We start from the raw sequence: 14,518 nt of genomic DNA on the forward strand, positions 1-14,518 counted from the left end.
CCATGCCCCGCCAACACGCCATCGAAGACTATCGCAACTTCGGCATCATGGCGCATATCGACGCCGGCAAGACCACGACGACCGAGCGCATCCTCTATTATACCGGCAAGAGCCACAAGATCGGCGAAGTGCACGAAGGTGCCGCGACGATGGACTGGATGGAGCAGGAGCAGGAGCGTGGCATCACGATCACCTCGGCTGCGACCACTGCGTTCTGGAACGGCAAGCGCCTGAACATCATCGACACCCCCGGCCACGTCGACTTCACCATCGAGGTCGAGCGCAGCTTGCGGGTGCTCGACGGCGCCGTGTGCGTTCTCGACTCCAACCAGGGCGTCGAGCCGCAGACCGAGACCGTCTGGCGCCAGGGCGACAAGTACAAGGTTCCGCGCATCGTCTTCGCCAACAAGATGGACAAGACCGGTGCCGACTTCTTCAAGTGCCTGGCCGACATCGTCGATCGCCTGGGCGCGAAGCCTGTTGCGATCCAGCTGCCGATCGGCGCCGAGAACAATTTCAAGGGCTGCATCGATCTCGTGACGATGAAGGCGATCGTCTGGAACGACGAGGCGCTCGGCGCGAAGTTCGACTACGTCGAGATCCCGGCTGATCTCGCCGACCAGGCCAAGGAATATCGCGAGAAGCTGGTGGAGGCCGCCGTCGAGCTCGACGACGACGCGCTCACCGCGTTCCTGGACGGCAAGGAGCCGGACGAGGCGACTCTGAAGCGCCTGATCCGCAAGGCCGTGCTGACCGGCGCGTTCTATCCGGTGCTGTGCGGCTCGGCCTTCAAGAACAAGGGCGTGCAGCCGTTGCTCGACGCCGTCGTCGACTATCTGCCGTCGCCGCTCGACGTGCCTGCGATCAAGGGCACCGACGACAAGGGCAACGAGGTCGTGCGCAAGGCGGACGACAAGGAGCCGCTGGCGCTGCTCGCGTTCAAGATCATGGACGACCCCTTCGTCGGCACGATCACGTTCTGCCGCATCTATTCGGGCATCCTGACCTCGGGCACCGGCGTGGTGAACTCGACCCGCGAGAAGAAGGAGCGCATCGGCCGCATGCTGCTGATGCATGCGAACAACCGCGAGGACATCAAGGAAGCCTATGCCGGCGACATCGTCGCCCTCGCAGGCCTCAAGGAAGCCCGCACCGGTGACACGCTGTGCGATCCGTCCAACCAGGTGATCCTGGAAAAGATGGAATTCCCGGAGCCGGTCATCGAGATTGCGATCGAGCCGAAGTCGAAGGCCGACCAGGAGAAGCTCGGCGTCGCGCTGGCGAAGCTGGCCGCTGAGGATCCGTCCTTCCGCGTGTCGACCGATCACGAGTCGGGCCAGACCATCCTCAAGGGGATGGGCGAGCTCCATCTCGACATCAAGGTCGACATCCTCAAGCGCACCTACAAGGTCGATGCGAACATCGGCGCGCCGCAGGTGGCGTTCCGTGAGCGTATCACCAAGCCGGCCAACGTGGACTACACCCACAAGAAGCAGACCGGTGGTACCGGCCAGTTCGCGGCCGTGAGCCTCGTGGTCGAGCCGAACGAGCCCGGTGGCGGCTACGTGTTCGAGTCCAAGATCGTCGGCGGTGCGGTTCCGAAGGAATACATCCCGGGCGTCGAGAAGGGCATCGAGAGCGTGCTCGGCGCGGGCGTCGTCGCCGGCTTCCCGGTGGTCGACGTCAAGGTGGCGCTGGTCGACGGCAAGTATCACGATGTCGACTCGTCGGCGCTGGCCTTCGAAATCGCCTCTCGTGCGGCTTTCCGCGAGGCGCTGCAGAAGGGCAAGTCGGTTCTGCTCGAGCCGATCATGAAGGTCGAGGTGGTGACCCCGGAAGACTACACCGGCTCGGTCATCGGCGACCTGAACTCGCGTCGTGGCCAGATCCAGGGCCAGGACATGCGCGGCAATGCCAACGTCATCAACGCGATGGTGCCGCTCATGAACATGTTCGGTTACGTGAACAACCTGCGCTCCATGAGCCAGGGGCGCGCGACCTTCACGATGCAGTTCTCGCACTACGCTGAAGCGCCGGCCAACGTGTCGGCCGAAGTCCAGAAGAAGTTTGCCTGATTGTCGTTAGCTCAAGTTAGCGACTGAACGGAGAGTCAAATGGCCAAAGCTAAGTTTGAACGTAACAAGCCCCACTGCAACATCGGCACCATCGGTCACGTCGACCACGGCAAGACCTCGCTGACGGCTGCAATCACCAAGATCCTGGCCGAGACGGGCGGTGCGACGTTCACTGCCTACGACCAGATCGACAAGGCCCCGGAAGAGAAGGCGCGCGGCATCACCATCTCGACCGCGCACGTCGAGTACGAGACCAAGAACCGCCACTACGCCCACGTCGATTGCCCCGGCCACGCCGACTACGTGAAGAACATGATCACCGGCGCTGCCCAGATGGACGGCGCGATCCTGGTCGTGTCGGCCGCTGACGGCCCGATGCCGCAGACCCGTGAGCACATCCTGCTCGCCCGCCAGGTCGGCGTGCCGGCGCTGGTCGTGTTCCTCAACAAGTGCGACATGGTCGACGATCCCGAGCTGCTGGAGCTCGTCGAGCTCGAGGTCCGCGAGCTGCTCTCGAAGTACGAATTCCCGGGCGACAAGATCCCGATCATCAAGGGCTCGGCGCTGGCCGCTCTGGAAGATTCGGACAAGAAGCTCGGCCACGACGCCATCCTCGAGCTGATGCGCAATGTCGACGAGTACATTCCGCAGCCGGAGCGTCCGATCGACCAGCCCTTCCTGATGCCGGTCGAAGACGTGTTCTCGATCTCGGGCCGCGGCACCGTGGTGACCGGCCGTGTCGAGCGCGGCATCATCAAGGTCGGTGAGGAAATCGAGATCGTCGGCATCCGTCCGACCCAGAAGACCACCGTCACCGGCGTTGAAATGTTCCGCAAGCTGCTCGATCAGGGCCAGGCCGGTGACAACATCGGCGCGCTGCTCCGCGGCACCAAGCGCGAGGACGTCGAGCGCGGCCAGGTGCTGTGCAAGCCGGGTTCGGTCAAGCCGCACACCAAGTTCAAGGCTGAGGCCTACATCCTCACGAAGGAAGAGGGTGGCCGTCACACGCCGTTCTTCACCAACTATCGGCCGCAGTTCTACTTCCGCACGACCGACGTGACCGGCGTCGTTCACCTGCCGGAAGGCACCGAGATGGTGATGCCGGGCGACAACATTGCGATGGAAGTGCACCTGATCGTGCCGATCGCGATGGAGGAGAAGCTGCGCTTCGCCATCCGCGAGGGCGGCCGCACCGTCGGCGCCGGCGTCGTCGCCTCGATCATCGAGTAACAACAGCGAATAGGGAATGGCGGGTGGCGAATGGAGATTATCCATTCGCCGTTCGCTACTCGCCACTCACTACTCACAGAAAGATACGGCAATGAACGGCCAAAATATCCGCATCCGTCTCAAGGCGTTTGACCATCGTATCCTCGATACGTCGACGCGCGAGATCGTCAACACGGCGAAACGGACCGGCGCGCAGGTTCGCGGACCCATTCCGCTGCCGACCCGCATCGAGAAGTTCACCGTGAACCGTTCGCCGCACGTCGACAAGAAGAGCCGCGAGCAGTTCGAGATGCGCACTCACAAGCGCCTGCTCGACATCGTCGATCCGACCCCGCAGACCGTCGATGCTCTCATGAAGCTCGATCTGGCCGCCGGCGTCGACGTCGAGATCAAGCTCTAAGTTTTTGGATTCACGTTCGCACCTCACGCGGACATAGAGAAGAACAGGAAGCACGCCGATGCGCTCCGGAGTGATCGCACAAAAGGTCGGGATGACGCGGGTCTTCACGGAGACCGGCGAACATATCCCCGTGACCGTGCTGAAGCTCGGCAATTGCCAGGTGGTCGGTCACCGCACCACCGAGAAGAACGGCTACGTCGCGCTGCAGCTCGGCAGCGGCAGCCGCAAGACGGTCTACATGCCGAAGGCGGAGCGCGGCCAGTTCGCGGTCGCCAAGGTCGAGCCGAAGCGCAAGCTCGCCGAGTTCCGTGTCAGCGAGGATTCGCTGATCCCGGTCGGCGCCGAGATCCAGGCCGACCATTTCGTCGTCGGCCAGTTCGTCGACGTCACCGGCACCTCGGTCGGCAAGGGCTTCGCCGGCGGCATGAAGCGCTGGAACTTCGGCGGTCTGCGCGCCACGCACGGTGTGTCGATCTCGCATCGTTCGATCGGTTCGACCGGTGGCCGTCAGGACCCCGGCAAGACCTGGAAGAACAAGAAGATGCCCGGTCACATGGGCGTCGATCGCATCACCACGCTGAACCTGCGTGTGGTGCAGACGGACGTCGAGCGCGGCCTGATCCTGGTGGAAGGCGCGGTGCCCGGCTCCAAGGGTGGCTGGATCTCGGTGCGCGACGCCGTCAAGAAGCCGCTGCCGAAGGAAGCGCCGAAGCCCGGCAAGTTCAAGGTCGCGGGTGAGCAGGCTGCCGAAGCGCCGGCCGTGCAGGAGGGCGCATAAATGGAACTGAAAGTCACCACGCTCGAGGGCAAGGAAGCCGGCTCCGTCCAGCTGTCCGACGCCATCTTCGGTCTGGAGCCGCGTGCCGACATCATCGCGCGCTGCGTCCAGTGGCAGCTCAACAAGCGTCAGGCCGGCACCCACAAGGCCAAGGGCCGCGCCGAGATCTGGCGCACCGGCAAGAAGATGTACAAGCAGAAGGGCACCGGCGGTGCTCGTCATGGCTCGGCTCGTGTGCCGCAGTTCCGTGGCGGCGGCCGCGCCTTCGGTCCGGTCGTGCGCTCGCATGCGACCGACCTGCCGAAGAAGGTCCGTGCGCTGGCGCTGAAGCATGCGCTGTCGGCCAAGGCCAAGGACGGTGATCTGGTCGTGCTGGAGAACGCCACCCTGGAGGCGGCGAAGACCAAGGCGCTGATCGGTCACTTCTCGGGTCTCGGCCTGACCAACGCCCTGATCATCGACGGCGCCGAGCTGCATACCGGCTTCACCAATGCCGCCCGCAACATTCCGAACATGGACGTGCTGCCGATCCAGGGCATCAACGTCTACGACATCCTGCGCCGTCAGAAGCTCGTGCTGACCAAGGCGGCGATCGATGCGCTGGAGGCGCGCTTCAAATGAAGACCATCGATCCGCGCCACTACGACATCATCATCGCGCCGGTCGTGACCGAGAAGGCGACCTTCGCCTCGGAGCACAACAAGGTTCTGTTCAAGGTGGCCGCCAAGGCGACCAAGCCGCAGATCAAGGAAGCGATCGAGAAGCTGTTCGACGTCAAGGTCAAGAGCGTCAACACGCTCGTCCGCAAGGGCAAGACCAAGGTGTTCCGCGGCAATTTCGGTTCGCAATCGGACAGCAAGCGCGCGATCGTGACCCTCGAAGAGGGCCACCGTATCGACGTGACCACCGGACTGTAAGGCTGAGCTGCCATGGCACTGAAAACATTCAATCCCACGACGCCCGGCCAGCGCCAGCTGGTGATGGTCGATCGTTCGGCCCTCTACAAGGGCAAGCCGGTCAAGGCGCTGACCGAAGGCAAGCAGTCGAGCGGCGGTCGCAACAACACCGGCCGCATCACCGTTCGCTTCCTCGGCGGCGGTCACAAGCAGTCGTACCGCACGGTCGACTTCAAGCGCGACAAGGTCGACGTTCCCGCGACCGTCGAGCGCCTGGAGTATGATCCGAACCGGACCGCCTTCATCGCGCTCGTCAAGTATCAGGACGGCGAGCTCGCCTACATCCTGGCGCCGCAGCGCCTGGCGGTCGGCGACACCATCGTCGCCGGCAACTATGTCGACGTGAAGCCGGGCAACGTCATGCCGCTGGGCAACATGCCGGTCGGCACGATCGTGCACAACATCGAGGTCAAGATCGGGAAGGGCGGCCAGCTCGCGCGTTCGGCAGGCACCTACGCCCAGATCGTCGGCCGCGACCAGGACTACGTGATCGTCCGCCTGAACTCGGGCGAGCAGCGCCTGGTGCACGGCCGCTGCCGCGGCACCATCGGTGCGGTGTCGAACCCGGACCACATGAACACCTCGATCGGCAAGGCCGGCCGCAAGCGTTGGATGGGCCGCAGGCCTCACAACCGCGGTGTCGCGATGAACCCGATCGACCATCCGCACGGCGGCGGCGAAGGCCGTACCTCGGGCGGTCGTCACCCGGTCACTCCGTGGGGCAAGCCTACCAAGGGCAAGAAGACCCGCACCAACAAGTCGACCGATAAATTCATTCTCTTGAGCCGCCACAAGCGGAAGAAGTAAGGAACGACGGACATGGTTCGTTCAGTCTGGAAAGGCCCGTTCGTCGAGGCGTCGCTGCTCAAGAAGGCAGATGCGGCGCGCGCGTCCGGCCGTCACGACGTCATCAAGATCTGGAGCCGCCGCTCGACCATCCTGCCGCAGTTCGTCGGCCTGACGTTCGGCGTCTACAACGGCCAGAAGCACGTGCCGGTGGCGATCAACGAAGAGATGGTCGGCCACAAGTTCGGCGAGTTCTCGCCGACCCGCACCTTCCACGGCCATTCGGGCGATAAGAAAGCCAAGAAGGCTTGAGGATTAAGCGATGAGCAAACCAAAGCGCGAACGGAGCCTCCCCGAAAACGAGGCCAAGGCTGTGGCCCGGATGCTTCGGGTGAGCCCGCAGAAGCTGAACCTGGTGGCGCAGATGATCCGCGGCCGCAAGGCGTCGGCCGCCCTCGCCGACCTGCAGTTCTCGCGCAAGCGGATTGCGGTCGACGTCAAGAAGTGCCTGGAATCGGCGATCGCCAATGCCGAGAACAATCACGAGCTCGAGGTCGACGATCTCGTCGTCTCGCAGGCTTTCGTCGGCAAGGGAATCGTGATGAAGCGTTTCTCGCCGCGCGGTCGTGGCCGTTCGGGCCGAGTTTTCAAACCGTTTTCGCAGCTGACGATCATTGTGCGTCAGGTCGAGGCGAGCGCTTAAAGCAGGCGCTGGGAGAATACGATGGGTCAAAAGATCAATCCGATCGGTCTGCGTCTCGGCATCAACCGGACCTGGGATTCGCGCTGGTTCGCTGGCAAGGCCGAGTACGGCAAGCTGCTGCATGAAGACGTCAAGATCCGCGAGATCCTGCACAAGGAGCTCAAGCAGGCGGCCGTCGCCCGCATCGTGATCGAGCGTCCGCACAAGAAGTGCCGCGTCACGATCCACTCGGCACGTCCGGGCGTCGTGATCGGCAAGAAGGGCGCGGACATCGACAAGCTGCGCAAGCGCGTCGCCGACATCACCTCGTCGGACGTCGTCATCAACATCGTCGAGATCCGCAAGCCGGAGCTCGATGCGACCCTGGTCGCCGAGTCGATCGCCCAGCAGCTCGAGCGCCGCGTCGCGTTCCGCCGCGCCATGAAGCGCGCCGTGCAGTCGGCGATGCGTCTCGGTGCCGAGGGCATCCGCATCAACTGCTCGGGTCGTCTGGGCGGCGCGGAAATCGCCCGCATGGAGTGGTATCGCGAGGGCCGGGTGCCGCTGCACACGCTGCGCGCCGACATCGACTACGGTGTGGCCACCGCGTTCACCACCTTCGGCACTTGCGGCGTGAAGGTCTGGATCTTCAAGGGCGAGATCCTCGAGCACGATCCGATGGCACAGGACAAGCGGATGAACGAAGGCGGCGGCGAGAGCTCGCAGCCCCGGTCGCGCCGCGACGCGGCCTGATCGATCAGCCGCGACAAGACAGGTTTGAGGGCTCAAAGCCATGATGCAACCAAAGAAGACCAAGTTCCGAAAGGCGCATAAGGGCCGTATTCACGGCGTTGCGTCCTCGGGCGCGACGCTGGCCTTCGGCCAGTTCGGGCTGAAGGCGATGGAGCCGGATCGCGTCACCGCGCGCCAGATCGAGGCCGCCCGTCGTGCCTTGACCCGTCACATGAAGCGCGCCGGCCGCGTCTGGATCCGCGTGTTCCCGGATCTCCCGGTGTCGAAGAAGCCGGCTGAAGTCCGCATGGGCTCCGGCAAGGGCTCGCCTGAATTGTGGGTGGCCCGCGTCAAGCCGGGCCGGGTGATGTTCGAGATCGACGGCGTGAGCAACCAGATCGCGCGCGAGGCGCTGCTGCTGGCGGCCGCCAAGCTGCCGATCAAGACGCGCTTCGTCGAGCGCATTGCGGAGTAATGGTCATGGCCGAGATGAAGATTGCCGACATTCGCGCGATGAGCCCCGATCAGATGGACGATGCGATCGTCAACCTGAAGAAGGAGCGCTTCAACCTGCGCTTCCAGCGTGCCACCGGGCAGCTGGAGAACACCGCGCGGCTGCGTGAGGCGCGCCGCGACATCGCCCGTATCAAGACCATCGCCGCGCAGCAGCGCGCCAAGACGAAGTAAGAGGCTCGACATGCCGAAACGGACCCTTCAGGGCGTCGTCGTCAGCGACAAGCAGGCCAAGACGATCGTTGTGCGCGTCGACCGGCGCTTCACCCACCCGATCTACAAGAAGACCATCCGCCGCTCGAAGAACTACCACGCCCACGACGAGAACAACGAGTTCAAGCCGGGCGACATGGTGTGGATCGAGGAGAGCAGGCCGATCTCGAAGCTCAAGCGCTGGACCGTGGTCCGGGGCGAGCACAAGAAAACCGCCTGAGGCGCGGACCGCGGCCCTCGTCGAAGAGGGCCCGTTTCGCTTTCGGGATCAAACAAGGCGCAGCTTTCCTGCGCAGCAGATGAAGAGGACGAGGTGCATCAATGATTCAGATGCAGACCAACCTCGACGTGGCCGATAATTCCGGCGCACGCCGTGTCATGTGTATCAAGGTGCTGGGCGGCTCGAAGCGCCGCTATGCCACCGTCGGCGACATCATCGTGGTGTCGATCAAGGAAGCCATTCCGCGTGGCAAGGTGAAGAAGGGCGACGTCATGAAAGCCGTCGTGGTGCGCGTCCGCAAGGACATCCGCCGCGCCGACGGCTCGGTGATCCGCTTCGACCGCAATGCGGCCGTCCTGATCAACAACCAGTCGGAGCCGGTCGGCACCCGTATCTTCGGGCCGGTGCCGCGCGAGCTGCGCGCCAAGAACCACATGAAGATCATTTCGCTTGCGCCGGAGGTGCTGTGATGGCTGCCAAGATCCGCAAGGGCGACAAGGTGATCGTCCTGACCGGTCGCGACAAGGGTCGCACCGGCGAGGTGTTCGAGGTGCGTCCCGACGAGGGGACGGCGCTGGTGCGGGGCATCAACCTGGTGAAGCGTCACCAGAAGCAGACCCAGAACCAGGAGGGCGGCATCATCAGCAAGGAGTCGCCGATCCAGCTGTCGAACGTCGCTTATGTCGGCAAGGACGGCAAGCCGACGCGCATCGGATTCAAGATTCAGGCGGACGGCAAGAAGGTCCGCGTTGCCAAGAGCTCGGGAGTTGAGATCGATGGCTGAGACTGCTTACACCCCGCGCCTCCGCACGGAATACGACCGCACGATCAAGAGCCAGCTGACCGAGAAGTTCGGCTACGCCAACGTCATGCAGGTGCCGCGGCTCGACAAGGTCGTGCTCAACATGGGCATCGGCGAGGCCGTGAACGACCGTAAGAAGGCGGAAACCGCCGCGGCCGACCTGTCGCTGATCGCCGGCCAGAAGGCGGTCGTGACCTACTCGCGCGTCGCCATCGCGACCTTCAAGCTGCGCGAGAACCAGCCGATCGGCTGCAAGGTCACCTTGCGCAAGACGAAGATGTACGAGTTCATCGACCGCCTGATCAACGTCGCGCTGCCGCGCGTCCGCGACTTCCGCGGCCTGAACCCGAAGAGCTTCGACGGCCGCGGCAACTATTCGCTCGGCATCAAGGAGCACATCATTTTCCCCGAGATCGACTTCGACAAGGCCGGGGAGAGCTGGGGCATGGACATCACGGTGTGCACCACCGCGACGACCGACGACGAGGCCCGTGCCCTTCTGACCGCATTCAATTTCCCGTTCCGGCAGTGAGCAGCTGACTTCAAGCTTCTCAAACGCGGATACCCAGGAGCCAAGCATGGCAAAGAAGAGTTCAATCGAGAAGAACAACCGGCGCAAGCGGATGGCGAAGAACGCCGCCCCGAAGCGCGCCCGGTTGAAGGCGATCATCGCCGACAAGTCCAAGCCGATGGAGGAGCGCTTTGCCGCGACCCTGAAGCTGGCCGAGATGCCGCGCAATTCGTCGGCGACTCGCATCCGCAACCGGTGCGAGCTGACGGGCCGGCCGCGGTCGAACTACCGCAAGAACAAGCTGAGCCGCATCGCGCTGCGCGAGCTCGGGTCCAAGGGCCTGGTTCCGGGCCTCGTGAAGTCGAGCTGGTAAGGAGGGTCGCACCATGTCAACGCACGATCCCATCAGCGATCTGATCACCCGCATCCGCAACGCGCAGATGCGCTCGAAGTCGAAGGTCTCGACGCCTGGCTCGAAGATGCGCGCCAGCGTGCTCGAGGTGCTGAAGTCCGAAGGCTACATCCGTGGCTATGCCACGCTGGAGCATCCGTCGGGCCGGAGCGAGATCGAGATCGAGCTGAAATATTTCGACGGCGAGCCCGTGATCCGCGAGATCGAGCGCGTCTCCAAGCCCGGCCGCCGCGTCTACACCTCGGTGAAGAATCTGCCGCGTGTGAACAACGGGCTCGGAATTTCTGTTTTGTCGACGCCGAAGGGAATCATGGCCGACCACAGCGCGCGTGACGCGAATGTCGGCGGTGAAGTTCTCTTCACGGTGTTCTGAGAAGGATTGAGCCATGTCACGTATTGGCAAGAAGCCTGTGGCGGTGCCGTCCGGAGTGACGGCCTCCGTCGACGGACAGACCGTCAAGATGAAGGGGCCGAAGGGCCAGCTTCAGTTCATCGTTCATGACGACGTGGACGTGAAGTTCGAGAACGGCCAGGTCAAGGTTGCCCCGCGTTCCGAGACCAAGCGCGCCCGGTCGCTGTACGGCACCGCGCGCGCCCAGATCGCCAACCTGGTCGAAGGCGTGACCAAGGGCTTCGAGAAGAAGCTCGAGATCACCGGCGTCGGCTACCGCGCCGCGATGCAGGGCAAGAACCTGCAGCTAGCGCTCGGCTACAGCCACGATGTCGTCTACCAGATCCCGGAGGGCATCACCATCGCGGTGCCGAAGCCGACCGAGATCACGGTCACGGGCATCGACCCGCAGCGCGTCGGCCAGGTGGCCGCTGAAATCCGCGCCTACCGGCCGCCGGAGCCCTATAAGGGCAAGGGCGTGAAGTACGCGGGTGAATTCATCTTCCGCAAGGAAGGCAAGAAGAAGTAACGGAGCCGGACATGTCGAGAGCCAAGGTTACGAATGCCCGGCGCAAGCAGCGCGTGAGGCTGTCGCTGCGCCGCTCCGCCGGCGGCCGTCCGCGTCTGTCGGTGTTCCGCTCGTCGAAGCACATCTACGCTCAGGTCATCGACGATCAGAAGGGCGAGACGCTCGCCTCCGCGTCGTCGATGGAGAAGGAGATGCGCTCGGCCGGCAACACCGGTGCCGACATCGACGCGGCGAAGGCGGTGGGCAAGCTGCTCGCCGAGCGCGCGGTGAAGGCGGGGATCAAGGAAGTCGTGTTCGATCGCGGCGGCTATCTCTATCACGGGCGCGTCAAGGCGCTGGCCGACGCGGCGCGCGAGAGCGGGCTGAGCTTCTAACATCAATGGATATGGGCGTCAGAGCCCCTCAGAAGATTGGATAGCACCATGGCAGGTGAACGGGAACGAGGCGGTCGCGATCGCAAGGAGCGCGAGGAGCGCGACAGCGAGTTCGTCGACAAGCTCGTCCACATCAACCGAGTCGCGAAGGTCGTGAAGGGCGGTAAGCGCTTTGGCTTTGCGGCGCTCGTCGTGATCGGCGATCAGAAGGGCCGGGTCGGGTTCGGCCACGGCAAGGCACGTGAGGTTCCGGAGGCGATCCGCAAGGCGACCGACTCCGCCAAGCGCAACCTGACCCGGGTCGCGCTGCGCGAGGGCCGCACCCTGCACCACGACATCTTCGGTCGTCACGGCGCAGGTCGCGTCTATCTGCGTGCGGCTCCGGCCGGTACCGGCATCATCGCCGGCGGCCCGATGCGCGCCGTGTTCGAGACGCTGGGCATCCAGGACGTGGTGGCGAAGTCGATCGGCTCGTCCAACCCGTACAACATGGTGCGCGCGACCTTCAACGCGCTGAAGCACCAGGATAGCCCGCGCTCGGTCGCCGCGCGCCGCAACATCAAGGTGTCGACCCTGCAGGCCCGCCGCGTCGGTGGCGATGCCGAAGCCGCCGCCGACTAAGGTTGGGCCGACTAACGAACGCGCGCCGTCCGCTGGATGGCGCAACTCGGAGTGAACACGATGGCTAGCGCCAAGACGATCAAGATCGAGCAGATCGGCAGCCCGATCCGCCGGCATCACTCGCAGCGCGAGACGCTGATCGGGTTGAAGCTCAACAAGATCGGCCGCGTGACCGAGCTGCCGGATACGCCGGCGGTCCGCGGCATGATCACCAAGGTTCATCATCTCGTCCGCATCGTCGACGAGAAGTAAGGAGAAGGGCGATGAAGCTCAGCGATATCGCCGACAACGCCGGCGCGCGCAAGAAGCGCATGCGCGTCGGCCGCGGCATCGGCTCCGGCAAGGGCAAGACCTCGGGCCGTGGCGGCAAGGGCCAGACCGCGCGCTCCGGCGTGCGCATCAAGGGCTTCGAGGGCGGTCAGATGCCGATGCATCGCCGTCTGCCGAAGCGCGGCTTCAACAACATCTTCGCGCTCGATTTCGTCGAGATCAATCTCGACCGGATCCAGCAGGCGATCGATGCCAAGAAGTTGGACGCCGGCAGCGTGATCAACGCCGAGTCCCTCGTGAAGTCCGGTGCGCTGCGCCGCGCCAAGGACGGCGTGCGCCTGCTCGGCCGCGGCGAGCTCAAGGCCAAGATCAACATCGAGGTGCATGGCGCCTCGAAGTCGGCGATTGCGGCGGTCGAGAAGGCCGGCGGCACCGTCAAGCTCCTGGCGCCAGCCAAGGACGAAGGCGAGGCGGCGTAACATCTGCGTCATTGCCCTGCCGCCGGCGCATGCCGGAGAGGGCAGGGCAATGGACAGAACGCGCCCGCGCACCAGATAATATCCGGCGTCTGCCCAGCCCTGCGAGCCCTCGCGGGGCCCAGTGCGGTGAAGAAGGGCGGCGGGAGAAAGCTAGATATGGCCTCAGCAGCGGAACAACTGGCGGCAAACCTCAATTTCGGCGCGCTTGCGAAGGCCGATGAGCTGAAGAAGCGCATCTGGTTCACCCTCGGCGCGCTGCTGGTCTACCGCCTCGGCACCTACATTCCGCTGCCGGGCATCGACCCGAACATCTGGGACTCGGTGTTCCGCACGCAGGCCGGCGGCATTCTCGGCATGTTCAACATGTTCGCCGGCGGCGGCATCCACCGCATGGCGATCTTCGCGCTGAATATCATGCCGTACATCTCGGCATCGATCATCATTCAGCTGCTCACCACCGTCTCGCCCCAGCTCGAAGCCCTCAAGAAAGAGGGTGAGGCTGGCCGCAAGATGTTGAATCAATACACCCGCTATCTGACGGTGATTCTTGCTGCCGTGCAGTCCTACGGCATCGCCGTCGGCCTCGAAGGCGCGGGCAACGTCGTCGCCGATCCCGGCCTGTTCTTCCGCCTCTCCACCGCGATCACGCTGACCGGCGGCACCATGTTCCTGATGTGGCTCGGTGAGCAGATCACCTCGCGCGGCATCGGCAACGGCATCTCGCTGATCATCCTGTCCGGCATCGTGGCCGAGCTGCCCTCGGCGCTTGCCAACATGCTCGAGCTCGGCCGCCAGGGCGCGCTGTCGACCGGCCTGATCCTGATCGTCATCGTGATGGCCGTCGCCGTGATCGCCTTCATCGTGTTCGTGGAGCGCGCCCAGCGCCGGCTCCTGATTCAGTATCCGAAGCGCCAGGTCGGCAACAAGATGTTCGAGGGCCAGTCCTCGCATCTGCCGCTGAAGCTGAACACCTCGGGCGTGATCCCGCCGATCTTTGCCTCGTCGCTGCTGCTGCTGCCGACCACTGTCGCCAATTTCAACGCCGGCAAGGGACCCGAGTGGTTCCAGTGGATCACGACGCAGCTCGGTCATGGCCGGCCGCTGTTCCTGGTGCTGTATCTGGCGCTGATTCTGTTCTTTGCCTTCTTCTACACCGCGATCGTGTTCAACCCGACCGAGACCGCCGACAACCTGAAGAAGCATGGCGGATTCATCCCGGGCATCAGGCCGGGCGAGCGCACCGCGGAATATATCGATTATGTGCTGTCGCGGATCACCGTGCTCGGCGCCATCTATCTGGCGATCGTGTGTCTGATCCCGGAAATTCTGATTTCCTACGCTTCCGTCCCGTTCTACTTTGGTGGCACTTCGCTTCTGATCGTGGTCAGCGTTACGATGGATACCGTGGCGCAGGTTCAGGGTTATCTGCTCGCCCATCAGTATGAGGGGCTGATCAGGAAGTCGAAGCTGCGGGGGCGCCGCCGCGGATAGCGGCGGATCGCGGCCCGGGAACCACCAAGCCAAGAACAAGGTGTGCGGGAGGG

Annotated in this window: 24 protein-coding genes; all 24 read left to right on the forward strand. The window is 64.0% G+C overall.

The annotated features are described in order from the left end of the window. Window positions 1–2: 2 nt before the first annotated feature. The 24 genes from fusA to secY all read left to right on the forward strand — a co-directional run bounded on the left by fusA (window position 3) and on the right by secY (window position 14,465). Window positions 3–2,075 carry an elongation factor G gene (gene fusA, locus QX073_RS03015; RefSeq protein WP_315714564.1) on the forward strand — a complete coding sequence of 691 codons (2,073 nt, stop codon included), beginning with the start codon at window positions 3–5 and terminating at the stop codon, window positions 2,073–2,075. A gap of 39 nt (window positions 2,076–2,114) precedes the next feature. After that, entirely contained in the window at window positions 2,115–3,305 is a 1,191-nt protein-coding gene (gene tuf / locus QX073_RS03020; protein ID WP_006611837.1) for an elongation factor Tu, read from the forward strand. Between the two features lie 91 nt (window positions 3,306–3,396). Then, window positions 3,397–3,705 (forward strand): 30S ribosomal protein S10, encoded by a 309-nt coding sequence (rpsJ, locus tag QX073_RS03025; protein WP_002712302.1) that lies wholly within the window; start codon window positions 3,397–3,399, stop codon window positions 3,703–3,705. Between the two features lie 58 nt (window positions 3,706–3,763). Then, on the forward strand, window positions 3,764–4,483 hold the full coding sequence (gene rplC, locus QX073_RS03030; protein WP_006611838.1) for a 50S ribosomal protein L3: 720 nt from the start codon (window positions 3,764–3,766) through the stop codon (window positions 4,481–4,483). After that, window positions 4,484–5,104, forward strand: a complete 621-nt coding sequence (gene rplD, locus QX073_RS03035; RefSeq protein WP_315714563.1) for a 50S ribosomal protein L4 — start codon at window positions 4,484–4,486, stop codon at window positions 5,102–5,104. Then, window positions 5,101–5,400, forward strand: coding sequence for a 50S ribosomal protein L23 (locus tag QX073_RS03040; protein WP_172108066.1), 300 nt, complete (start codon window positions 5,101–5,103; stop codon window positions 5,398–5,400). Before rplD ends, QX073_RS03040 begins: the two co-directional genes overlap by 4 nt. Window positions 5,401–5,412: 12 nt before the next feature. Then, entirely contained in the window at window positions 5,413–6,246 is an 834-nt protein-coding gene (gene rplB, locus QX073_RS03045) for a 50S ribosomal protein L2 (RefSeq protein ID WP_006611841.1), read from the forward strand. A 12-nt stretch (window positions 6,247–6,258) separates the two neighbouring features. Then, a complete protein-coding gene (gene rpsS, locus QX073_RS03050) occupies window positions 6,259–6,537 on the forward strand; it encodes a 30S ribosomal protein S19 (RefSeq protein ID WP_006611842.1) in 279 nt (92 codons plus the stop codon). Window positions 6,538–6,547: 10 nt separating this feature from the next. Beyond that, the gene (rplV, locus tag QX073_RS03055; protein ID WP_315714562.1) at window positions 6,548–6,928 is read left to right on the forward strand and encodes a 50S ribosomal protein L22; all 381 of its coding nucleotides are present in this window, start codon (window positions 6,548–6,550) and stop codon (window positions 6,926–6,928) included. Between the two features lie 21 nt (window positions 6,929–6,949). Next, window positions 6,950–7,660 carry a 30S ribosomal protein S3 gene (gene rpsC / locus QX073_RS03060; RefSeq protein ID WP_012045041.1) on the forward strand — a complete coding sequence of 237 codons (711 nt, stop codon included), beginning with the start codon at window positions 6,950–6,952 and terminating at the stop codon, window positions 7,658–7,660. 40 nt (window positions 7,661–7,700) lie between these two features. Continuing rightward, window positions 7,701–8,114: a 50S ribosomal protein L16 gene (gene rplP, locus QX073_RS03065; protein ID WP_008963467.1), complete on the forward strand. Its 414-nt coding sequence runs from the start codon at window positions 7,701–7,703 to the stop codon at window positions 8,112–8,114. A gap of 5 nt (window positions 8,115–8,119) precedes the next feature. Further along, window positions 8,120–8,326, forward strand: a complete 207-nt coding sequence (rpmC, locus tag QX073_RS03070) for a 50S ribosomal protein L29 (protein WP_006611846.1) — start codon at window positions 8,120–8,122, stop codon at window positions 8,324–8,326. A gap of 10 nt (window positions 8,327–8,336) precedes the next feature. Further along, entirely contained in the window at window positions 8,337–8,585 is a 249-nt protein-coding gene (gene rpsQ, locus QX073_RS03075; RefSeq protein ID WP_316225295.1) for a 30S ribosomal protein S17, read from the forward strand. Between the two features lie 101 nt (window positions 8,586–8,686). Next, entirely contained in the window at window positions 8,687–9,055 is a 369-nt protein-coding gene (gene rplN / locus QX073_RS03080) for a 50S ribosomal protein L14 (protein WP_006611848.1), read from the forward strand. Then, window positions 9,055–9,369: a 50S ribosomal protein L24 gene (rplX, locus tag QX073_RS03085; RefSeq protein WP_315714561.1), complete on the forward strand. Its 315-nt coding sequence runs from the start codon at window positions 9,055–9,057 to the stop codon at window positions 9,367–9,369. The genes rplN and rplX overlap by 1 nt, the downstream gene beginning before the upstream one ends. Beyond that, complete coding sequence (rplE, locus tag QX073_RS03090) at window positions 9,362–9,919, forward strand: 50S ribosomal protein L5 (RefSeq protein WP_172108070.1); 558 nt, start codon at window positions 9,362–9,364, stop codon at window positions 9,917–9,919. Before rplX ends, rplE begins: the two co-directional genes overlap by 8 nt. 46 nt (window positions 9,920–9,965) lie before the next feature. Beyond that, entirely contained in the window at window positions 9,966–10,271 is a 306-nt protein-coding gene (rpsN, locus tag QX073_RS03095; protein ID WP_315714560.1) for a 30S ribosomal protein S14, read from the forward strand. A gap of 13 nt (window positions 10,272–10,284) precedes the next feature. Beyond that, window positions 10,285–10,683, forward strand: a complete 399-nt coding sequence (gene rpsH / locus QX073_RS03100; RefSeq protein WP_315714559.1) for a 30S ribosomal protein S8 — start codon at window positions 10,285–10,287, stop codon at window positions 10,681–10,683. A 13-nt stretch (window positions 10,684–10,696) separates the two neighbouring features. Beyond that, on the forward strand, window positions 10,697–11,230 hold the full coding sequence (gene rplF / locus QX073_RS03105; RefSeq protein ID WP_315714558.1) for a 50S ribosomal protein L6: 534 nt from the start codon (window positions 10,697–10,699) through the stop codon (window positions 11,228–11,230). Between the two features lie 11 nt (window positions 11,231–11,241). Then, window positions 11,242–11,604, forward strand: coding sequence for a 50S ribosomal protein L18 (gene rplR / locus QX073_RS03110; RefSeq protein ID WP_006611854.1), 363 nt, complete (start codon window positions 11,242–11,244; stop codon window positions 11,602–11,604). Window positions 11,605–11,652: 48 nt separating this feature from the next. Next, entirely contained in the window at window positions 11,653–12,225 is a 573-nt protein-coding gene (gene rpsE, locus QX073_RS03115; protein WP_006611855.1) for a 30S ribosomal protein S5, read from the forward strand. Window positions 12,226–12,285: 60 nt separating this feature from the next. Further along, the gene (gene rpmD / locus QX073_RS03120) at window positions 12,286–12,477 is read left to right on the forward strand and encodes a 50S ribosomal protein L30 (protein WP_006611856.1); all 192 of its coding nucleotides are present in this window, start codon (window positions 12,286–12,288) and stop codon (window positions 12,475–12,477) included. Window positions 12,478–12,488: 11 nt separating this feature from the next. Beyond that, on the forward strand, window positions 12,489–12,974 hold the full coding sequence (gene rplO, locus QX073_RS03125; protein ID WP_009031841.1) for a 50S ribosomal protein L15: 486 nt from the start codon (window positions 12,489–12,491) through the stop codon (window positions 12,972–12,974). A 156-nt stretch (window positions 12,975–13,130) separates the two neighbouring features. Further along, window positions 13,131–14,465, forward strand: a complete 1,335-nt coding sequence (gene secY / locus QX073_RS03130; RefSeq protein WP_315714557.1) for a preprotein translocase subunit SecY — start codon at window positions 13,131–13,133, stop codon at window positions 14,463–14,465. The last annotated feature ends 53 nt before the right edge of the window (window positions 14,466–14,518 follow it).

Source organism: Bradyrhizobium sp. SZCCHNS3052 (assembly GCF_032484495.1).
Taxonomy (GTDB): domain Bacteria; phylum Pseudomonadota; class Alphaproteobacteria; order Rhizobiales; family Xanthobacteraceae; genus Bradyrhizobium.